This is a genomic window from Burkholderia pyrrocinia (genome assembly GCF_003330765.1).
In the GTDB taxonomy this organism is placed as follows: domain Bacteria; phylum Pseudomonadota; class Gammaproteobacteria; order Burkholderiales; family Burkholderiaceae; genus Burkholderia; species Burkholderia pyrrocinia_B.
This window is the reverse complement of sequence record NZ_CP024904.1, coordinates 890,426-912,000: the sequence shown is the minus strand read 5'-3', so window position 1 is coordinate 912,000 and position 21,575 is coordinate 890,426. Positions and strand designations below refer to the sequence as shown.

The following is a 21,575-nucleotide window of genomic DNA, read 5'->3' as shown; positions in this document are numbered from 1 at the left end:
CGTGGTTCGATACGCGGGCGCGATAAAGCGGGCGACCGCGGTGCGATTCGTGGCTGCCCGTCCGTCGCGGCGGGCAGCCACGCGTCTTACACCGGCACGTCCTCCGGATCGCGCGGCGCATCGCGCAATCCGTCGCGCGCGGTTTCATGCCGCGTATAAATCTTGTACGCGATGAACACCACGCCGACCCAGACCGCCGACACGATCAGCGACATCCGCATGTCCGGCAGGATCGCGATGCAGACCATCACCGCGGCGACGAACAGCAGTGCAAAGTAGTTGCCGTACGGATAGAACGGCATCTTGTACGAGAGCCGGTCCGCGTCGCCGTTCAGCATCCGGATCTTGCGAAACTTCAGATGGCTGATCACGATGGAACCCCATGCGCACACCAGCGCAAACACCGTCACCGACGAGAAGAGCTCGAACGCCTGCTCCGGCATGAGGTAGTTCAGCAGCACGCCGGCGAACATCGTCGCGAACACCATCAGGATCGCGTGATGCGGCACCTTGCGGTTGTTGACCACACCGAGGAACGCCGGCGCATTCTTCTGCAGCGACAGGTTGTAGAACGTGCGGCTGTTCGTGAACACGCTCGCGTTCACGGCGGACAGCACGGCCATGATCACGACGAGGTTCATGAAGCCCGCGGCCGCCGGAATGCCCATCTTCGTGAACACTTCGACGAACGGGCTGCCCTTGGTGGTCAGCGACGTCCACGGAAACACCATCAGCAGCACCGCGATCGCGCCGACATAGAAAATCAGCAGGCGCCAGAACGTCGAATTGACGGCCTTCGGCATCGTCGTCTTGACATCCTTCGCTTCGCCGGCCGCCAGCCCGAGGTTCTCGACCCCGCCGAACGAGAACGCGACCATCACGATCGCCAGGAACGTGCCGCCCACGCCCTTCGCGAAGAAGCCGCCGTGCGCGACGAGGTTGTGATAACCGATCGGCACGCCGTTGTTGCCGATCCCGAAGACGATCATGCCCACGCCGAACAGGATCATCGCGACGATCGCCACCACCTTCACCAGCGCGAACCAGAACTCCGCCTCGCCGTAGATCTTCACGCCGACGATATTGACGAAAAACATCACCGAGACGGCCGCGCCCGCCGTCACCCAGATCGGAATGCCAGGGAACCAGAAGTGCACGTAGTTCCCCAGCGCATTCAGGTCGGCGGCACTGGTGGCAAGCAGGAAGATGAACGCGTTCCAGCCGTTCAGGAACCCGGCGAACCGGTGAATGTAGCGGTTCGAATACGACACGTACGAGCCCGATACCGGCTCTTCCACGGCCATTTCGCCGAGCGCCCGCATCACGAAATAGATCGCGATCGCCGCAATCGCGTAAACCAGCAGGATCGCCGGCCCGGCCGTGCGGATCGCCCACGACGAACCGTAGAACAAGCCGGTACCGATTGCGCCGCCGATGGCAATCATCTGGATGTGCCGGTTCGACAGATCGCGTTTCAGGTCCTCTCTCTCGTATGCCGGTGTCTGATCGTCTTGCTTCATGTCGCCTCCATTAAAGTAGTCGTGGTTTTCTTTTCGATGGCCTTCAGGACCGCATCTTTCATGCACCGGCGCGCGCCACACCGCGTCTGCCGACACGCAGTCCGATCTTTGCATCGCGCATCCGATCTTTTTATTATTCGTATTCCTAATGTAATAGGCTGGTCCGGTTCCGACCCGAACATGGCTCCGTCAGGCAGGTCACACCGACGGAATGGCCGTCAACGCAGTTCCATGCCCGGCAACGTTGCGCCGGGCGTTCTGTTCCGGATCATCCGCGCTTGCGGATGGGTCCGGCCGCCGCCTCCGGGCGCTGCGCGGCTCAAAGTCCGGCCAGCGCACCGGCCAGACGATCGATCGCGTCGTCGACGACAGCGCGCGGACAACCGAGATTCGCGCGCATGTAGCCATGCCCCTCGGCGCCGAACTTCTGGCCTTTGTCCAGCCAGATCCGGGCCTGGGTCAGCATGAACCGGTTGAGCACATCGGCGTCCATGCCGAGCCCGCGACAGTCCATCCAGGACAGGTAAAGCGAGTCCGCAGGCAGGACTTCGATCTTCGACGTCATGCCGTGGACTGCATTGCGGAAATGCGCGTGGTTGTCGCGGAGGTACGGCAACAGTGCTTCGAGCCATGGCTCGCCGTGCGTATAGGCGGCCTCCGCCGCCACCATGCCGAGCGTATTCACCGACTGGTACATGTTCCTGTCGAACTGCCGGCGCAGCGCGTCGCGCACGCGGCGATCCGGCACGAACAGATTCGCGCTTTGCAGCCCGGGCACATTGAACGTCTTGCTCGGCGCCGTGCAGGTAATGCTGTTGCGCGCGAACGCATCGCCGAGCGACGCGAACGGCACGTGCCGTTTCAGCGGATTGATGATCAGGTCCTGGTGAATCTCGTCCGAGATCACGAGCACGCCGCGCCGCGCGCAGATTTCACCCATCGCGCGCAGCTCGCCCTCGGTCCACACGTTTCCGGTCGGGTTGTGCGGATTGCTCAGGATGAACAACCGCGTGTCGTCGCGAATGGCCGCCTCGAATGTCTTCTCGTCGAAGCGGTAAGCCGTGCCGGCCCGCTCGAGCGGCGCGAACGTCAGCCGGCGCCCGTTCAGCAGCACGTCGTCATGAAAATGCGCATAGACGGGCGGTTGAATCAGCACGGTATCGCCCGGTGCCGAAAACGCCTGGATCGCTGTCTTCAGCGCCGTGATGATGCCGCTCGACTGCAGTATCCATTCCGGGTTCACGTCCCAGCCGAACCGCCTCGCCTGCCAGCCGACGACTGCGCGCACATAGCTGTCGGTCGCGCCGCACGAATAGCCGAACACGCCATACTCGACCGCGTCGTGAAGCGCATCGATGACGGGGCGCGGCGCACGGAAATCCATGTCCGCGACCCACATCGGCAATGGATCTGCCGCCTGTTCGTCGGCGGCGAGAAGCCGCTCGCCGAAGGCCCATTTCAGGGAATTCGCATGCTTGCGGTCGACGATTTCGTCAAAGATCGATTCGGCGTTGCCGGTCGTTGCACCACGACCCGGCCATTCCAGATATGCCTGCATGCTCACTTCCATTCGCTATCAGACGGCACGCCGACGGCGTGGCTTCGTATTGCGATTAGAGTAGCAGCGCGAAATTCCGGGCAACAATGGTATCTTTTCATGAAACAGTGAGCCCAGCTCATGGATGGCCGCGCGGCATCGCCGGCTCGTGCGTTTCAGATCGCCAGCGCCACGAGGAAGCGGGAAACCATGTTGTATGCGGCGACCGTGGCCACCGCCTCCACGGTTTGCTGCTCCCCGAAAAATGCCTTCAGCCCGTCGATGATGTCGGCGTCGACGGCTACTTGCCGGGTGGACTGATCGGCCAGCCGGATCAACGCGCACTCGCGCTCGTCGAACAGCGTCTCGTCCGGCCTCGCTGCCTTGAGCGCGCCGGCTTTCTCGTCGGTACCGCCCGCATCGAGATAGGCCGGATAGTGCACGTCCCATTCGAATCCGGCTTCGTTCAGCACGGCCACGCGCAGCATGATCAACTCACGGTACTGCAGTGCCAGGCTGAATTCCGTACGGACTCTCCGCAGCAATTCGTTCCAGCCCGTCGCGAGCGGAACACTCCTGAGCAGCACCCGATCGATTCCGATCAGCTCACCGTTCGGCCTGCGGGCGCGCATGCCGGCCAGCAACGCCTGCGGGACCGGCTCCCCGTCTTGCCACGGGACGACTCGTACCTTGCTCATGCACCACTCCTCTAGAAATTTCGCATTGGCCCCTGCACGGGATACGTCCAGGTGAATGGAATTCTTGACAGGAGCGGCCGGTTTCTCAACCGCGATATTCTTGGGCGAAGAAAAAGAAAATCTTTCGTGACTGCCAGCGCCATCACGCTCACCGCAGTCGCAACAGCCGCTGACAGCAGCACCAGGCAACCGGCCTGCAGCCGGATCGAATCGATGCGACACTGGCCGCCCGGCGACGCGACAACGATGCAATCTTCGATCGGGCGGACGTGCGCGCCAGCGCCCCGACATCGCACCGCATCGCATCCGGCACAAGCATCACCGGCCCACCCGCTTTCGTCGGACCGAACAAGGAGAACAGTCAATGTATTCGTGGTTTGAACGGCGCCTGCCGACTTTCCCGCTCGAAGATCCCGTCACGCCGCCGACGGGATTCTTCTCGTTCGTCTGGGCGTGCACGAAAGGCGCTCGCAGCTGGCTCCTGCTGATCGCGCTGACATCGGCCGCGCTGGCCGCGTACGAAGCCGCGCTGTTCGCGATGATGGGGCGCGTGGTCGACTGGCTGTCGTCGGCGGCGCCGGCGGAGTTCGGCGGCCGGCACTTCGGCACGCTCGCCGGTTTCGCGGCGATCCTCGTATGCAGCGCGTTGCTGATCGCGCTGCATACGATGGTCAAGCACCAGGTGCTCGCGATCAACTTCCCGATGCGGCTGCGCTGGCTGTTTCACCGGCTGATGCTCGACCAGAGCCTGTCGTTCTACGCAAACGAATTCGCGGGCCGCGTGACGACCAAGATCATGCAGACCGCGCTCGCCGTGCGCGACGCGCTGTTCATGTCGGTCGACGTCGTGATCGGCGTCGCCGCGTACCTGATCGGCATCCTCGTGCTCGCGGCCAGCTTCGACTGGCGGCTGATGATCCCGCTCGTGCTGTGGGCGCTCGGCTACGGCGTGGCGTGCGCGTATTTCGTGCCGCGCCTGGGTGCGGTCGGCAGCCGGCAGGCCGACGCGCGAGCGCTGATGACGGGCCGCATCACCGACGCGTATTCGAACATCACGACCGTCAAGCTGTTCTCGCACACGCGGCGGGAAGCCGATCACGCGCGGCGCGCGATGGAAGCGTTCAAGACGACCGGCGACGCGCAGATGCGTCTCGTCAGCGCGTTCGAGATCGTCAACCACCTGCTGTCGACGCTGCTGCTGGTCGGCTCCACCGGTCTTGCTCTGACTCTGTGGATGCACGGCGAGGTGAGCGCGGGCGTCGTCGCGGCCGTGATCGCGATGGCGCTGCGCCTGTCGAGCTATTCGCACTGGATCATGTGGGAGATGACCGAGCTGTTCGAAAACGTCGGCACGATCCAGGACGGCATCAACACGTTGACGAAGGTGCACAGCGTGGTCGACGCACCGGATGCGAAGCCGCTCGCCGTGCAGCGCGGCGGGATCGTGTTCGACAACGTGCAGTTCGCACACGAAGACAACGACCGCGCGGTGTTCGACGGGCTGAACCTGACGATCCGGCCGGGCGAGCGGATCGGCCTGATCGGCCGCTCGGGCGCCGGCAAGTCGACGCTCGTGAACCTGCTGTTGCGTTTCTACGACGTGGGGGGCGGCACGATCCGGATCGACGGGCAGGACATCGCGCACGTGACGCAGGACAGCCTGCGCAGCGCGATCGGGATGGTCACGCAGGATACGTCGCTGCTGCACCGGACGATGCGCGAGAACCTGCTGTACGGGCGACCCGACGCGACCGAGCGCGAGATGCACGACGCGGCCGTGCGCGCGGAAGCGTCCGAGTTCATCGACCGGCTGCGCGACCGCCACGGCCGCAGCGGCTACGACGTCGAGGTCGGCGAGCGCGGCGTGAAGCTGTCGGGCGGCCAGCGGCAGCGCGTCGCGATCGCGCGCGTGATGCTCAAGGACGCACCGATCCTCGTGCTCGACGAAGCGACCAGCGCGCTCGATTCCGAGGTCGAAGTCGCGATCCAGCGCAGCCTCGACAGCCTGATGAGCGGCAAGACGGTGATCGCGATCGCGCACCGGCTGTCGACGATCGCGGCGATGGACCGGCTGATCGTGCTCGACGAAGGGCGCATCGTCGAGGAAGGCACGCATCAGCAATTGCTGCAGGCCGGCGGCATCTATGCGGCGCTGTGGGCGCACCAGAGCGGCGGGTTCCTCGGCGAAACGGCGGACACGGCGGGCGCGGAGCAGTAAGCCGCGCAGGATGCAGGCGACGCGCGGCCTCGTTGCGAAGGCTGCGCGTCGCGCCGGACGCTAAAGCCGGACGATGGTCGATTTCAGCTCGGTGTATTTGTCGAGCGCGTGCAGCGACTTGTCGCGACCATTGCCCGACTGCTTGTAGCCGCCGAACGGGAAGTTCAGGTCGTCGCTGCCGTCGCCGTAGCAGTTGACCCACACGGTGCCCGCACGCAGGCGCCGCGCGACCGCATGCGCGGTCGAGAGATCGGCCGACCAGACGGCCGCGGCCAACCCGTACTCGGTGTCGTTGGCGATCCGCACGGCCGCATCGACATCGTCGAATTCGATCACCGACAAGACCGGCCCGAAGATCTCCTCGCGCGCGATCGTCGCGTCCGGCGTCACTTCGAACACGGTCGGCTCGACGTAGAGCCCTCCCGTCTCTTCCCGCACCCTCGCGCCGCCCGTCACGAGGCGGCCCTCGTCGCGCCCGAGATCGATATATCGCATCACGCGGTCGAGCTGCGCGCGATCGACGATCGCACCCATCGTCGTCGCGGGATCGAGCGGATGCCCGGGCGCGAAGCGTCGCGCGGCCTCGACCAGCTTCGCGACGAACGCGTCCTTGATGTCGCGGTGCACGAGCAGCCGCGAGCCCGCCGTGCACACCTCTCCCATGTTGAAGAAGATCGCGTCGGCCGCCGCCTGCGCGGCGCGGTCGAGATCGGGGCAATCGGGCAACACGATGTTCGGCGACTTGCCGCCCAGTTCGAGCCACACGCGCTTCAGGTTCGACTGCGCGGCGCAGGTCATGATCTGCTGCCCGGTGCGGGTCGATCCCGTGAACGCGATGCAGTCGACGTCGCGATGCAGCGCCAGCGCCTGTCCCGGCGCCGCGCTGCCTGGCACGACGCTGAACACGCCGGGCGGCACGCCGGCGTCGCACGCCAGTTGCGCGACGCGGATCGCGGTCAGCGGCGACTTCTCCGACGGCTTGAGCACCACGCTGTTGCCGGCCGCGAGCGCCGGCGCGAACTTCCACGCGGCCATCAGCAGCGGGAAATTCCACGGCACGACAGCCGCGACGACGCCGACCGGCTCGCGCGTGACGAGCCCGAGCAGATGATGATCGGCCGGCGCGACCTCCCCGCCCACCTTGTCGATCGCTTCCGCATACCATTCGACGCAGTGCGCGGCGGCCGGCACGTCGATGGCCGTCGTGTCGGCGATCGGCTTGCCGGTATCGAGCGTTTCGAGCAACGCCAGCTCGTCGAGGTGCTCGCGCATCAGCGCGGCCCAGCGCTGCAGCACGGCCTTGCGGGCGCGCGGATTCTGCCCCGCCCAGACCCGCGCGTCGAACGCGCGGCGGGCCGCCGCCACGGCCGCATCGACGTCGTCCGCGCCGCAGTCGGCAACGCCGGCGAGTACGCGGCCGTCGATCGGGCTCACGCACGCGAAGGTCGCGCCGGATCGCGCGTCGCGCAGCGCGCCGTCGATGAATGCGCGCCCTTCGATCTCCAGCGCAGTCGCCCGGGCCTGCCAGTCTTCGAATGTCCGTTGATTCAATTGTTTTCTCCTGAAAGGCCGCGCGTCATGCGCCGGCGACCGGATCGATCGGCGTGAACGTGCCCGCGCGCGCCTCGATCGCCTCGCCCGCGGCGAGACACAGCGCTTCCTGGAAGCGTCCGGCGACGAGCTGCACGCCGGTCGGCACGCCGTCGTGTACGCCGGTCGGCACGGACAGCCCCGGCAGCCCGAGCAGCGCGGTCGCCAGCAGCGGCCCCTGCATGTCGAGAATGCGCCGCACCGCATCGTCGCCGTGCTGGTCCGCGTCGATCGCGAACGGCCGCGCGCACGACACGGGCATCAGCAGCAGCGGATAACGAACGAAGAACTGCTGCCAGTCGCGCAGCAGCGCGGTACGCCGCGCGAGGCCGTTCATGTAGCCGGGCAGATCCAGCGGCGCCGCGAGGCGGCGCTGGCTGTCGAACGCGGTGCGGATCGCCGCGTCGCCGTGCTGCATGATCACGTCGCCGAGCCCGCCGAGCGCTTCGTTGGTCACGAGATCCAGCCACAGCGCGCATGCCTCGCCGAATCTCGGCGGCTCGGCCTCCTCGACGATGCAGCCGGCGTCTTCGAGCCAGCGCGCGGCCTGCCGGATCGCGTCGACGACCACCGGATCCGACGGCACGCCCGGCAGCGCCGGGCACACGGCCACGCGCGCGGGGAACACGGCATCGCGCGCGGCTGGCGCGACCGGCATCCACCACGCGTCACGCGCGTCGCCGGCCGCCATCGCGTCGAGCGCGATGCGCAGGTCGCCGACCGTGCGCGCGAGCGGCCCCTGCACCGACGCGAGCTGCACGGCGAGCGTGCGGTCCTTCGACTGCGTCGGGTTGTACGCGGGGACGCGCCCGGTGCTCGGCCTCAGCCCGGCGACGCCGCACGCGTAGGCCGGGTAGCGGATCGAGCCGCCCAGGTCGTTGCCGTGCGCGATCGCGCCGATGCCGGCGGCCACGGCCGCGGCCGCGCCGCCGCTGGAACCGCCGGGCGTCAGCGTCGGATCCCACGGATTCGACGTGCGGCCGTGCAGTTCGTTGTCGGTGAACCAGCGGTACGAAAACGCCGGTGCATTGCTGCGCCCGATCACGATCGCGCCGGCCTTGCGCAGGTTCGCGGTCACCGGGCTGTCCTCCTGCGCGACCAGGCCGGCGAACGCGCGAACGCCATTGGTCGTCGCGTATCCGGCCGTGTCGACGTTGATCTTCACGGTCACCGGCACGCCGTGCAGCGGGCCGACCGGCGCGCCGCGCGCAATCGCGGCATCGGCATCGGACGCGGCCTGCAACGCGCTGTCGGCCATGACGTCGACGATCGCGTTGATGACGGGGTTCACCTGTTCAAGCCGCTGCAGGCAGCTGCGCGTGAGTTCCGTCGCCGACACGTCGCGCCGCGCGACGTGAGCGGCCATCTCGGCCGCACTGAGACGCCACAATTCCTGGGTCATGGGTTGCTCCTCGTTGATCTCGATGGTTGGGTTGACTCGGCCGCGCACTACGCACGCAACGGCCCGGCTTGCGGTGCGTGCGACGCGTAGATCTTGCGGCAGGTTTCGGCGACTTCCCACGTGCCGCGAAAGCCCGGCGGGATCACGAACCGGTCGCCGGCGCGCAACACGCGTTCGCGGCCGTCCGCATCGCGCACGATCGCGACGCCGCTCAGCATCTCGCAATACTCCGACTCGTCGTACTCGATCGTCCAGCGGCCGGGCGTGCATTCCCAGATGCCGCAGCTGAACTGCCCGCACGGGCTAATGTAGTGATGCGACAGCGTCTGCATCGGGTTGCCGTCGAGCAGCAGCCCGCTCGGCACGCGGCTCTGCGTGAGCTTCGCCGGCGCCCGCATCAGGTCGACAAGATTCGTGATGTTGGTCATGAATGCCTCCAGGGTTTGAGTGGTTCGAAACGCTTTGGTACCGCGCGGCCGGGCGAGCCGGCCCACGCGTGTCAAAGCAGGTCCGTCATCCGGTGCCACGCCATCGCGAGCGCCAGCATCGGCGTGCGCAACAGGCGTCCGCCCGGGAAGTCGCGATGGCGAATCCGGCCGAACAGGTCGAAGCGCGCGGCCTGCGCATCGATCGCTTCCGCGATCAGCCGCCCCGCGAGGCCGGTCACGTTGACGCCGTGCCCGGAAAAGCCCTGCGCGAAATACACGGTCGGTTCGAGCCGGCCGAAATGCGGCGCGCGATTCATCGTCGCGTCGATCAGGCCGCCCCACGCATAGTCGATCCGCACATCGGCAAGCTGCGGGAACGTCTTCAGCATGTCGCGCCGCATCGCGCCCGCGAGGTCGCGCGGCGTGCATGTCGAGCTGCTGGCCTTGCCGCCCCACAGCAACCGACGGTCGCGCGTCAGCCGGAAGTAGTCGAGCGCCGAATTGCTATCGCAGATCGCCGCATCGGCCGGCATCGTCTCGGCCGCGCGCGCGTCGCCGAGCGGCTCCGTCGCGATCAGGTAGGTCGCCACCGGGATGATCTTGCGCGCGAGCGCCGGCGCAAGCTGCCCCAGGTACGCGTTGCAGGCCAGCACGACGTAACGGGCGTCGACGTGCCCGCGCGCGCACGTGACGCGGTGATGCTGCGCCGTCCGATTGAGTGCAAGAGCTACCGTATCCTCGTGAATCGTCACGCCGGCGTCGCGCGCTGCCCGCGCGAGACCGAGCGTGTAGTTCAACGGATGCAGATGGCCGCTGGCTTCGTGACGGAGGCCGCCGAGATAGCGGTCCGATGCGACGAAGCGCTGCATGTCGGCGCGCTCGACGAACTCGTAGCCGCGATAGCCGAAGCGGGTCATCGCGGTATCGCGCCACGCGCGCAGCGCGTCGAGGTGGCGCGGCTTGTTTGCGGCGGTCAGGTAGCCGAAGGTCAGGTCGCAGTCGATGCCGTGCCGCTCGACCCGCTGCCTGACGATATCGACCGACTCCAGCCCCATCGCCCATACGCGCCGCACGTCGTCATCCGGCAGATAGGCCGAGAACGTATCGATGTCGCACGCGTACCCGGCGATCAGCTGGCCGCCGTTGCGGCCGCTGGCGCCCCAGCCGATCCGCGACGCCTCGACGAGCACGACTGAATGGCCGCGCTCGGCGAGATCGAGCGCCGCGGACAGGCCGGTGAGCCCGCCGCCGATCACGCAGACATCGGCGGAAACGGCTTCTTCAAGCGGCGGGTGACGGGCCCGGTCGCTGGCCGTCGCTGCATAGTATGACTGAACATGTTGCTGGTTTTCGAACTTGAGCATGAGTAAGACTCGCGAACGGCGTCGCGTCAGAACGCGTAGATGAGTTGGGTCGCGAGCAGGTCGTTCGACTTCGCATACGACCCGTCGTGACGCAGGAAGACCTTGTTGCTCGCCCAGTCGTGCCGGTATTCGACCTTCACCGTCACCTGCTGGGTCGGGTAGAACAGCAGGTCGAACGCGGCGGCCTGCCGCGTCGCGCCCTTGCATTCGAAGCCGACGCCGCCGTTCGCCTTCGACATCGCCAGGCAGTCCGCGTCGATGCCGAAGCCGTTGTACGGATCCATCCCGTTGCCGTTCAGTGCGAACGACGATCCACCGCCGCCGTTCTTCCGGTTGACGAGCAGGTCGTAGCGCAGCGTCGCGCCCATGCGGCCGACCACCGGCAGGTTGAACTTGCGGTGCGCGAGCAGCGACAGCCCGAACCATTGCGCCAGCCCGCCGTTGAATGCGCCGTGCTGCTGCTGACCGTAGTCGAGTTCGGCGTTGTACTGCGCATCGGCGAGCGTGTAGGTCGCATCGGCTTCGCCGAAGAAGAACGCGCCATATGCGCTCGGCGCGTTGCCGCCGACGCCGTACCGCACGTTGCCCGTCGCCGGATCGAACGCGCTCGGCAACGTCTGGCGGCCGATGTTGATCGAGCCGCCGATGTCGAGCGCGCTGCCGTGCAGGTAGTCGACGCGCGCGGTGAAGGTTGGCACCTTGTTGCTGGTCGTGACCGGATCACCGAATGCGTTCACGCCAATCTGCGTGACCGCGCCCGCGCTGCGGAACTGCTCGTTGCCGACGAAGAACTTCCACGCCCAGTGGCCGTCCGCGCTCTGGTAGTTGATGCCCGCGCCGATCGACGAGCCCGGATCGGAGAAGTCGTACAACAGGTTGTGCGTGAGCGTGAGCATCTGGCTCGACTGCTGGTACTCGTAGCCGCCGAAGCCGAGCACCAACCCGCCGACGAACGATGTCGTGCCCGACAGCGGCACCGTGACGACCGCCGAGTTCACGATGTCGAGGCCGCTCGCGCCGCTGCCCGTCATCATCGACAGGCCCGCGCCACGGTTCGGCATCAGCGTGATTTCCGCGGACGGTGCGGTCGGACCGACACCGAACGTCTTCTTGATGTCGAGGAACACGTCGCCGAACGTGCTGTTGTAGTAGGTGTACGCGTTCTCATGGTTCGCGAACTGGAACGACGACGTGCCGGCGCCACGGTTGTACACGTAGGTCGGGTCGAGATAGCCGGTCACCGACAGCCCCGCGATCGGGCCCGTGCGTGCGGCATCGGTCAGCGAATCGACCTTCAGTTGCTGGTTCGCGACCTGCTGCCGGATTTCCGACACGTCGTCGTTGGACAGCACGGCCGGCGCCTGCCCGTAGCCGGGCGTGGACGGGTCGGCCGCCGCCGCGGCGGTCGCCGCATTCGTCGAAGCCGGTGCGGCCGCCGGCTTCGCGGCGAGTTGCGATTGCAGCGCGCTCATCTGCCGCTGCAGCACGGCGAGCTGCTGCTGCAGCGTCCGGATCTGGTCGCCGGTCGAATTCGCAGCGGCCAGCCCCGGCAGCGCACCGGCGATCAGCGCGCAGAGATACTTCTTTTTCATGAAAAGTCTCCTTGTCGTTCGTCACTTCGTGGGATGCGGTACGCGGTCGTGCAGCGGGGGCGCGGCCGGTGGGCGCGCGGGCGGCACGGTTGACGGCGACGCGGACACGTCTGGCACATCGGGCGCGGATGCCGCGTGCCACGCACGTGCGTCACGCGCCTGCCGCCGCTCGCGGGCCAGCATCGCGCGGTTCACGACCACGACGCCGATCGTCACGACCGTGATGAACACCGTGGCGAGCGCATTCATCTCCGGATTCAGGCCGAGCCGCACACGCGAGAACACGACGAGCGGCAGCGTCGTCGAGCCGGGGCCCGACAGGAACGCGGACAGGATCACGTCGTCGATCGATACCGTGAACGCGAGTAGCCAGCCGGACACCAGCGCCTGCGCGATCAGCGGCAGCGTGATCACGAAGAACACCTTCCACGGCCGGGCGCCGAGATCGAGCGCGGCTTCCTCGATCGAGCGATCGAGTTCCTTCACGCGCGACTGCACGATCACCGCGACGAACGACAGGCATAGCATCACGTGACCGATCCAGATCGTCAGCCAGCCGCGCCCGGCCGGCCATCCGAACGTCTGCTGCATCGCGACGAACAGCAGCAGCAGCGAGATGCCCTGGATCACTTCGGGAATCACGAGCGGCGCGTTGATCATCGCGGCATAAAGCGTGAAGCCGCGAAAGCGCCCCATGCGGGCCAGCACGAAGCCGGCCCACGTACCGATCGCGACCGACGCGGTCGCCGTCAGCAGCGCGATCTTCAGCGACAGCCACGCGGCCGCGAGCAGTTCGCCGTCGTGCAGCAGCGCGCCGTACCACTTCAGCGAGAAACCCGACCACACCGTCACGAGCTTCGACGCGTTGAACGAATAGACGACGAGGCTGACGATCGGCACGTACAGGAACAGGAAACCCGCGCCCAGCACGCAGGCAGACAGGATGCGATTCGCGCGGGTCATTGCTGCGCCTCCCCTTCGGCCTGGTTGTAATGGAGCAGCGCCATCGGCACGAGCAGCAGCAGCACCATCGTCACCGTCACGGCAGACGCCATCGGCCAGTCCATGTTGTTGAAGAACTCGTCCCACATCACGCGGCCGAGCATCAGCGTGTTCGCGCCGCCGAGCAACTCGGGGATCACGTATTCGCCGACCGCCGGAATGAACACCAGCAGGCTGCCCGCGACGATGCCGTTGCGCGACAGCGGCAGCGTGATGCGCCAGAACGCGGACCATGGCGTTGCGCCGAGATCGTGCGCGGCCTCGAGCAGCGTGAGATCCATCTTCACCAGGTGCGCGTACAGCGGCATCACCATGAACGGCAGGTACGAATAGACCATCCCGATGTAGACGCCCGCGTCGGTGTGATACAGGCGCAGCGGCGTCGCGATCACGCCGAGTGCCGCCAGCGCGTGATTCAGCAGCCCGTCGTCCTTCATGATCCCCACCCACGCATATACGCGGATCAGGAACGACGTCCAGAACGGCAGCATCACGGCCATCATCAGCAGGTTGCGGCGGGCCGGCGCCGCACGCGCGATGCAATATGCGATCGGGTAGCCGGCCAGCAGGCACATCAGCGTCGACGCGGCGGCCATCTTCAGCGAGCTGACATAGGTGTTCAGATACAGCTCGTCCTGCAGCAGCAGCGCGTAATGCTTCAGCGACAGCGCGACCTGCACCGTGCCGGCCTCCAGCCGTGCGAGCGCGGTGTACGGCGGGATACCGAGCATTGCGTCGGCGAAGCTGATCTTCAGCACCAGCACGAACGGCAGCGCGAAGAAGACTGCGAGCCACAGGAACGGCACGCCGATCGCGACGCTGCGGCCCGACGGCAGGAAACGCGACAGCGCGGCGAAGCGGCTCGGGCGGGCCCGGCCTGCGCCGGTGCTCGCGGCGCCGGACGACACCGGCGCGGACGGAGTGGAAGCGGAGGTTCTCATCGTGTCGTCCTCACTGCGTCAGCACGACGCCGCTCGCCGGCGACCACGACACGAACACGTCGTCGTTCCAGGCCGGCGCACTGTCGTGCAGCAGGTGCGAGCTCGACAGGTTCGACACGACCGTCTTGCCGCTCGGCAGGCGCACGTGATACAGCGAGTAGCTGCCCATGTACGCGATGTCGGTCACCACGCCGCGCGCCCAGTTGTGTTTCGAACCCGGCTTCTCGCGCGACACGTGCACGCGTTCCGGGCGCACCGAGATGCCGACCGGCATCCCGAGCGGGCCCGTCACGCCGTGGCTCACGTACATGCGCGTTTCGAGGTCGTCGCTTTCGACGAAGATGTGATCGGGTTCGTCCTCGACCACGCGCCCTTCGAACAGGTTGGTCGAGCCGATGAATTCGGCCGAGAAGCGGCTGTTCGGGAACTCGTACACTTCGCCGGGCGCGCCGATCTGCACGATCTTGCCCTCGCTCATCACCGCGAGGCGGCTGGCCATCGTCATCGCCTCTTCCTGGTCGTGCGTGACCATCACGCAGGTCACGTCGACCTTCTCGATGATGTTCACCAGTTCGAGCTGGGTTTTCTGGCGGATCTTCTTGTCGAGCGCGGACATCGGCTCGTCGAGCAGCAGCAGCTTCGGGCGCTTGACCAGCGAGCGGGCCAGCGCGACGCGCTGCTGCTGGCCGCCGGAGAGCTGGTGCGGCTTGCGCTGCGCATACTTGCTCATCTGCACCAGCGCGAGCGCGTCGGCCACGCGCGCCTTGATCTCGTGCTTCGGCGTGCCTTCCTGCTTCAGGCCGAACGCGACGTTCGATTCGACCGACATGTGCGGGAACAGCGCGTACGACTGGAACATCATGTTCACCGGGCGGCGGTACGGCGGCAGCGACGCGAGGTCTTCGCCGTCGACGAAGATCTTGCCGGAGGTGGCCGTTTCCAGCCCGGCGAGCATGCGCAACAGCGTCGACTTGCCGCAGCCCGAGCTGCCGAGCAGCGCGAACAATTCGTTCTTCGCGATCGTCAGGTTCACGTTGTCGACGGCCGGGCTGTCGCCAAATTTCTTCACGACGTTTTCGATGCGCACGAACGCGTCGGGGCGTGCGGCGGCCGCGGCCGGCGCAGCGGGTAGCGTATGGATCATCGTCGTCTCCCTCAACCGCCTGACTTCAGTTGCAGCCACAGACGGTTCTGCATCCGCGCAATATCGGCGCTTCTCGGCATCGCGAGCGACGTCTTCGCAATCGTGCTGTCAGGCAGGTAGACGCTCGGGTCCTGCACGACCGCCGGCGTCACGAACGCGCGTGCGGCCTTGTTGGCGCTCGGATAGAAGATCTCGTTCGTGATTGCCGCGTTGGTCTTCGGCTCCTCGATATAGTTGATCCACTTCAGCGCGGCTTCCGGGTGCGGCGCATCCTTCGGAATCGCCATCACGTCGAACCACAGCAGGCCGCCTTCCTTCGGATTCACATAGCGGATTTCATACGACCGCTTCGCGTCCAGCGTGCGCCGCCGCGCGATGCTGACGTCGCCCGACCAGCCGAGCACGACGCAGACATCGTTGTTCGCGAGGTCGTCCGCATAGCCGGCCGAGCTGAACTGCGTCACGTACGGGCGGATCTTCTTCAGCACGTCGTAGGCCGCCTGATAATCGGTCGGGTTCTTGCTGTTCGGATCCTTGCCCATGTACTGCAGCGCCGCCGCGAACGCGGCGTCCGGCGCGTCGAGCATCGAGATACCGCAGCCTTTCAGCTTCGCCGCATTCGCCGGGTCGAACAGCAATGCCCAGCTGTCGGTCGGCGCGTTGTCGCCGAGCCGCTTCCTGATCGCCTCGACGTTGTAGCCGATGCCCGTCGTGCCCCACGCCCACGGCACGCCGTACTGGTTGCCCGGGTCGGCCTTCGCGATCATCTTCATCAGCACCGGGTCGAGATTCGCGAGGTTCGGCAGCTTCGACTTGTCGAGCTTCTGGTACACGCCGGTCTGGATCTGCTGCGCGAGATAGTTCGACGTCGGCACGACGATGTCGTAGCCCGAGCTGCCCGCGAGCAGCTTGGTCTGCAGCGTATCGTCGCTGTCGTAGCTGTCGTAGCGGACCTTGATGCCCGACTGCTTCTCGAAGCTGGGCACCGTGTCCTTCGCGACATACTCCGACCAGTTGTACACGTTCAGGTTGGCGTCGCCCGCCTGGGCGGACAGGCTGGCCGCGAGGGCCAGCCCCGCCGACGTGACGAGCGCGGCGCGGAAGGCCGGGTGACGACGGATACGGATACGCATGGGGATTCTCCTTGTGATGGGGATCGGCCGTTGCGCCCGGTCCGGGTCCGGACTCGCGTCAACGCCGTCAAGCGGTGTTCAGCACAAGGGGCAATGTAGAGATCGCGGCCCGCACCGTCAGTCCCGCAAACCGGGACAAACGGCGACGTCGATCAGGGCCGTTTGGGTAGATTCCCGCGTAGGCAGTCGAAAATATTCGTGATACCTGTAGCGCCACTCGAATCTTCGAAACACCACGTCATGAGCGCTGCGCTTCCCGCCCCCGATCTCCCGCTGAGCCACGTCGCCTTCGTGACGGAATCGCTTGGCGACATCGCGCAAGCCGTCGGGACGCCGCAGTTCATGCGCGCCGTCTACGACACCCTCGTGCGCTACGTCGACTTCGACGCCGTGCATCTCGACTACGAACGCGGCGCGGCGCCGGGCCGGCGCAGCATTGGCTGGATCGGCAGCTTCGGCCGCGAGCCCGAGCTGGTTGCGCAAGTGATGCGCCACTACTACCGCAGCTACGCGAGCGATGACGCAACGTATGCGGCGATCGAAACCGAAAGCGACGTGCAGTTGCTGCAGGTGTCGTCGCAGCGCGTGGCAAGCGAGCTCCGGCATCTGTTCTTCGACGCCGGCGACATTCACGACGAATGCGTGATCGCGGGCATGACGGGCGGCACGCGCTACTCGATCTCGATCGCGCGTTCGCGGCGGCTGCCGCCGTTTTTGCTGAAGGAGCTGAGCCTGTTGAAGCAGCTTTCGCAGGTCGTGCTGCCGATGGCGTCCGCGCACAAGCGCCTGCTCGGCGCGGTCTGCGCGGACGAAGGCCAACGCGACGAGCTCGATCTCGACCGCGTCGCGCAATGGCTGCCGGAATGGCAGGAACGACTGACCGCACGCGAAATGCACGTGTGCGCGTCGTTCATCCAGGGCATGACGTCGGCCGCGATCGCGCAATCGATGGGGCTCAAGACGTCCACCATCGACACGTACGCGAAGCGCGCATTCGCGAAGCTCGGCGTCGATTCGCGCAGGCAGCTGATGACACTCGTGCTGAGAAACGCGTCGCGGCGGCACGACATGTAGGCTCCGCCGGCGCCGGTTAGTTGCGCGCGCACCCATCACCGCACCACCTCATAACGATCCGAAAATTTATTGGTTCCCTCGACGATGCGCTGTCCGTATCGTTCACCGACTCGTCAGCCTATCGACCAACGGGGGAATCCAACAATGAAACGAATACTGTCATTCGTACTGCTCGCGCTGCCGGCCGCGCTCTACGCCGCCGGTGCCCACGCACAAAGCAGCGTCACGCTGTACGGCATCGCCGACGCGGGCATCGCGTACGTGCACAACGCGCAGAACGCGAGCGGCGGCAACGCGTCGAGCCTCGTCAGGTTCAGCAGCGGCAACCTGTCCGGCAGCCGTTGGGGGCTGCGCGGCATCGAGGATCTCGGCAGCGGCCTGTCCGCGCTGTTCCAGCTCGAGAACGGCTTCAACATCGGCACGGGCGCGCTCGGCCAGGGCCAGCGCGAATTCGGCCGCAAGGCCGTCGTCGGCCTTGCGAGCAGCACGTACGGCACCGTGACGCTCGGCCGCCAGTACGATCCGGTCGTCGATCTGGTGCAGGGCCTCACGCAGGACAACTACTTCGGCGGCGTATTCGCGACGCCAGGCGACCTCGACAACTACGACAACAGCCTGCGCGTCAGCAACTCGGTGAAATACACGAGCCCGCTGATCTCGGGCTTCCAGTTCGCGGCGCTGTACGGCTTCGGCGGCGTCGCGGGCGCCACCGGCAACGGCCGCACGTACAGCGTCGGCGCGAGCTACGCCAACGGCCCGCTGTCGCTCGGCGCCGGCTTCTTCTACGCGAATGGCGGCTCGACGGTTGCGAATGGCGTGCGCACGTGGTCGAGCAGTTCCGACACGCTGTTCAACACCGTGATCAACCAGGGCTTCTCGAGCGCGAAGTCGATCCAGATCGTGCGCGTGGCCGGCCAGTACGTGGCCGGGCCGGCGACCTTCGGCCTCGCGTATTCGAACACGCAGTACGGCGCGGACACGCTGTCGGCCTTCAGCCAGAACGCGAAGTTCAATAACGGCTCGGCGTTCTTCAACTGGCAGTTCTCGCCGGCGCTGCGCGCGGGCGTCGGCTACAACTACACGTCGCTGACGGGCCCGGCTTCCGCGCACTACAACCAGGTCAACCTCGGCGCGGATTACGCGCTGTCGAAGCGCACCGACCTGTACGCGCTGTTTGGCTACCAGAAGGCGAGCGGCAATACGCTCAACGCGAGCGGCGCGACCGTGAAGGCCGCCGCGTCGGTCGGTTCGTACGGTGTGAACTCCGGCACCGATACGCAGGAACTCGCGATCGTCGGGATTCGCCACAAGTTCTGAGTGCGTCATCGCACGATGCAGCCCGGCAGGCGCGCACCGCGGTGCGCGCCTGCGCCGTTTACGCTGTCCGCGTTCCCGTGCTTGTTGGAAGGTTGTAAGAACAACGGTGTAATTTGCCGACCTGTACGCCCGCCGGATGCGCACGCATCGTCGCGACGATTCCCGTCGCGGTACGGGTCATGGCTGACCAACCACACAGGCAGTGCGATGAGCGCTCAAGACGTCCCGGCCGACTTCGCGTTCGAGCCGCGCAACGCGGTTGTCGTAGGTCGAAACGCCGGTCTGGACGCGTTGCGGGCCTGCCTGACGCTGCTGGTGGTATTTCATCATTGCGCCATCACGTACGGCGCGATCGGCGGCTGGTACTACCACGAGGTGGCAGCGGACACATCCGTGGAATCCGCGCTGCTGACGCTCTTCTGCGCGATCAACCAGGCGTTCTTCATGGGCCTGTTCTTTTTCCTGGCGGGCCACTACACGTCGGGGTCCATCGATCGCAAGGGGGCCGCCCGTTTCCTGGCGGACCGGTTGCTCAGGCTCGGCCTGCCCTTGCTGGTCTACGGCTTTCTGATCGGCCCCGCGACGATCGCGCTGGCACAGTCGGGCACGAGCCACTCGTTTGCGGATACGCTGGCCCGCCTGTGGCGGAAAGGCACGTTCGAGAACGGTCCCATGTGGTTCGCCGAGGCCTTGCTGATGTTCAGTGCGGCTGCGGCGCTCTGGAGCACTGCATTCCCGCGCACCGCGGATCGCGAGACGGAGCCAACCGTTCGGCAACCCTTCCCGTCCGACACGACACTGGCCGCCGCGGCAGTGCTGACGGGTATCGCGGCACTGGCTTTGCGGTCCCGATGGCCGGTAGGTATAAACGTATGGGGGCTTCAGTTCGGGTACTTCGCCAGCTATGTCGTGCTGTTCGCAGCCGGTAGCCGGACAGCCCGCGTGCACTGGATCGAGCATCTTCCGGCACGGCAGGTCGGCCGGTGGTGGCGCGTCGCGCTGCTGGCGTTACCCGTCTTGCCGCTCGCCTACCTTCTCGCGAAGCACTTTCCCGAATTGCGTGGCCGTCCGCTTGCGGTGGTCTACGCGTTTTGGGAACCGCTTGTCGCATGGGGAACGATACTGTTTCTCACAAGACATTTTCAGCGACGCTTCGATCGATTGACGGGTGTGTGGCAGCCGCTGTCACGACGCGCGTACGCCATCTACATCATCCATCCGCCCGTGCTGGTGGCTGTCGCACTCGCGTGGAGAAACGTGCAGGCGGCCCCTTTCCTGAAGTTCGCCGTGACCGGCTGCGTCGCTTGCGTGGCGTGCTATCTGATTGCCGGCCTCTTGCTTCGACTGCCAAGGTTGGCGTCGATCCTGTAAAGGCAAGCGTTCCCGACGCATACGCGAGACGACGCGCGCTCGAACCGAAAACACCACCCTAATGTCGCCGCATTCCACCAGCCCCGCTCATGCCGCCGAATCGATGCATTCCGCCGAACCCGTGACCCGCACCGACGGGGAATGGGCCACGGTGAAAGCCCGCGCCCATTGGCACGCCGAAGCGGCGATGATCCATATGATTGAAGTGATCGATGTGATCGAAGCGACGGAAATGATGGAAACGATCGACGAAGATGAAGCTCACCCCCGCGCCGATGAAAAGCGGCGGCCCCCAATACCACGGGTCGGCGTACGGATAGGCCGTCACCGGGTACCACTGGACGCTGCCGTCAGGGCTTTGCACGATCTGCCATGTGCCATCGCTTTGCAGACACGCACGCCCCACGATTTGCTGCTCCGTGCCGTCGATTTCCGCTTGCGCGACGACCGCACGGCAGGTTCCGCCATAGTCCGGTAGATCGTCAACCATTTGCGCGAAGACAGACGCGGAAAAACCGAGACAGACGATGCCTATCCCGGATCGAAACAAGTTGCACATGATCGGCTCCTGCATTGTTGCCCCGACCACTTGACCTGTGGCGTCGCTGGCGACGCCCGGCACACCGGTTTGCTTGCGCAAGATTCATCACGCGGCGGTAACGGCTCGCCGCTTCGTATCGGGTCTCCTGACGGCTAAACGATGCAGCACGCCGGGTTATTCCAGGGGTCTGGGTGCAAATGTCCGAGGCGGGAACCCTCGACAATCGTTGCCGCGGTTAGCGTCTGACGAGGTGGCAGATCGCCGCTGCCGTGATCCCGAATCCCAGATGGGCCACCAGCGTGATCGCGCCGCGAACCGGAATGAACCACGGGAAGATCGCCGTGAATGCGTACAGGTTGACGCCGTACAGGATGAGACCGAACGCGCCGCCTGCGAGCAGCGCGGCCCCGAGCGACATGCCGCGGACCACCTTCGCCAGCACGGCCGCATAGGCAAGCGAGAGCGCAAAATGCACGAGTGTCGCGCCCCCCATGACCAGCGGGTCGAAGCCGGCGGACGCGCCGAGCACGCGTCGCCCCATCACGATGGCTGCCGTAAGACGCGCGTCGCGAAACAGGTTCCGAATGGCGTCATCGCCGGCGAGCCACCAGAGCGGCAGTTCGATGAGAGTCGATCCGAGCGCCGCGCCAAATGCTGCCCAGAGAATCGGGACCAGACTGGCTCGTTTCAATTGTCGTCCACC

The 21,575-nt window shown here is 66.1% G+C and carries 18 protein-coding genes; 4 read left to right on the top strand and 14 right to left on the bottom strand.

The window, feature by feature from the left end:
- Positions 1-86: 86 nt before the first annotated feature.
- The 3 genes from CUJ89_RS37180 to CUJ89_RS37170 form a co-directional block, all read right to left on the bottom strand.
- Complete coding sequence (locus tag CUJ89_RS37180; RefSeq protein WP_114182376.1) at positions 87-1,520, bottom strand: amino acid permease; 1,434 nt, start codon at positions 1,518-1,520, stop codon at positions 87-89.
- Between the two features lie 319 nt (positions 1,521-1,839).
- Positions 1,840-3,078, bottom strand: coding sequence for a MalY/PatB family protein (locus CUJ89_RS37175; protein WP_236655118.1), 1,239 nt, complete (start codon positions 3,076-3,078; stop codon positions 1,840-1,842).
- Positions 3,079-3,233: 155 nt separating this feature from the next.
- The gene (locus CUJ89_RS37170) at positions 3,234-3,755 is read right to left on the bottom strand and encodes a carboxymuconolactone decarboxylase family protein (RefSeq protein ID WP_114182374.1); all 522 of its coding nucleotides are present in this window, start codon (positions 3,753-3,755) and stop codon (positions 3,234-3,236) included.
- Positions 3,756-4,119: 364 nt separating this feature from the next.
- Between CUJ89_RS37170 and CUJ89_RS37160 the strand changes: the two genes are divergently transcribed.
- Positions 4,120-5,973 carry an ABC transporter ATP-binding protein gene (locus CUJ89_RS37160; protein WP_114182509.1) on the top strand — a complete coding sequence of 618 codons (1,854 nt, stop codon included), beginning with the start codon at positions 4,120-4,122 and terminating at the stop codon, positions 5,971-5,973.
- Between the two features lie 60 nt (positions 5,974-6,033).
- Here CUJ89_RS37160 and CUJ89_RS37155 read toward each other — a convergent pair whose 3' ends face one another.
- The 9 genes from CUJ89_RS37155 to CUJ89_RS37115 form a co-directional block, all read right to left on the bottom strand.
- A complete protein-coding gene (locus tag CUJ89_RS37155) occupies positions 6,034-7,524 on the bottom strand; it encodes an aldehyde dehydrogenase (protein WP_114182373.1) in 1,491 nt (496 codons plus the stop codon).
- Positions 7,525-7,549: 25 nt separating this feature from the next.
- Complete coding sequence (locus CUJ89_RS37150; RefSeq protein WP_114182372.1) at positions 7,550-8,965, bottom strand: amidase family protein; 1,416 nt, start codon at positions 8,963-8,965, stop codon at positions 7,550-7,552.
- A 47-nt stretch (positions 8,966-9,012) separates the two neighbouring features.
- Positions 9,013-9,393: a cupin domain-containing protein gene (locus CUJ89_RS37145; protein WP_114182371.1), complete on the bottom strand. Its 381-nt coding sequence runs from the start codon at positions 9,391-9,393 to the stop codon at positions 9,013-9,015.
- A 71-nt stretch (positions 9,394-9,464) separates the two neighbouring features.
- Positions 9,465-10,757 carry an NAD(P)/FAD-dependent oxidoreductase gene (locus CUJ89_RS37140; RefSeq protein ID WP_114182370.1) on the bottom strand — a complete coding sequence of 431 codons (1,293 nt, stop codon included), beginning with the start codon at positions 10,755-10,757 and terminating at the stop codon, positions 9,465-9,467.
- Between the two features lie 26 nt (positions 10,758-10,783).
- Positions 10,784-12,349, bottom strand: coding sequence for a DUF3138 family protein (locus tag CUJ89_RS37135; RefSeq protein ID WP_114182369.1), 1,566 nt, complete (start codon positions 12,347-12,349; stop codon positions 10,784-10,786).
- Between the two features lie 21 nt (positions 12,350-12,370).
- Positions 12,371-13,312, bottom strand: coding sequence for an ABC transporter permease subunit (locus tag CUJ89_RS37130; protein WP_114182368.1), 942 nt, complete (start codon positions 13,310-13,312; stop codon positions 12,371-12,373).
- Entirely contained in the window at positions 13,309-14,292 is a 984-nt protein-coding gene (locus CUJ89_RS37125; RefSeq protein ID WP_114182367.1) for an ABC transporter permease subunit, read from the bottom strand. The genes CUJ89_RS37130 and CUJ89_RS37125 overlap by 4 nt, the downstream gene beginning before the upstream one ends.
- Positions 14,293-14,302: 10 nt before the next feature.
- Positions 14,303-15,436: an ABC transporter ATP-binding protein gene (locus CUJ89_RS37120; RefSeq protein ID WP_114182366.1), complete on the bottom strand. Its 1,134-nt coding sequence runs from the start codon at positions 15,434-15,436 to the stop codon at positions 14,303-14,305.
- An 11-nt stretch (positions 15,437-15,447) separates the two neighbouring features.
- Positions 15,448-16,569, bottom strand: coding sequence for a polyamine ABC transporter substrate-binding protein (locus tag CUJ89_RS37115; protein WP_114182365.1), 1,122 nt, complete (start codon positions 16,567-16,569; stop codon positions 15,448-15,450).
- A gap of 240 nt (positions 16,570-16,809) precedes the next feature.
- Between CUJ89_RS37115 and CUJ89_RS37110 the strand changes: the two genes are divergently transcribed.
- The 3 genes from CUJ89_RS37110 (at position 16,810) to CUJ89_RS37100 (ending at position 20,331) form a co-directional block, all read left to right on the top strand.
- Entirely contained in the window at positions 16,810-17,643 is an 834-nt protein-coding gene (locus CUJ89_RS37110; RefSeq protein WP_114182364.1) for a helix-turn-helix transcriptional regulator, read from the top strand.
- Between the two features lie 144 nt (positions 17,644-17,787).
- Entirely contained in the window at positions 17,788-18,960 is a 1,173-nt protein-coding gene (locus CUJ89_RS37105; RefSeq protein ID WP_114182363.1) for a porin, read from the top strand.
- 207 nt (positions 18,961-19,167) lie between these two features.
- A complete protein-coding gene (locus CUJ89_RS37100) occupies positions 19,168-20,331 on the top strand; it encodes an acyltransferase family protein (protein WP_114182362.1) in 1,164 nt (387 codons plus the stop codon).
- 58 nt (positions 20,332-20,389) lie between these two features.
- Here the strand turns inward: CUJ89_RS37100 and CUJ89_RS37095 are convergent, their stop codons facing one another.
- On the bottom strand, positions 20,390-20,890 hold the full coding sequence (locus CUJ89_RS37095) for a hypothetical protein (protein WP_114182508.1): 501 nt from the start codon (positions 20,888-20,890) through the stop codon (positions 20,390-20,392).
- A 217-nt stretch (positions 20,891-21,107) separates the two neighbouring features.
- The gene (locus CUJ89_RS37090) at positions 21,108-21,563 is read right to left on the bottom strand and encodes a sodium:proline symporter (protein WP_114182361.1); all 456 of its coding nucleotides are present in this window, start codon (positions 21,561-21,563) and stop codon (positions 21,108-21,110) included.
- Positions 21,564-21,575 lie beyond the last annotated feature (12 nt).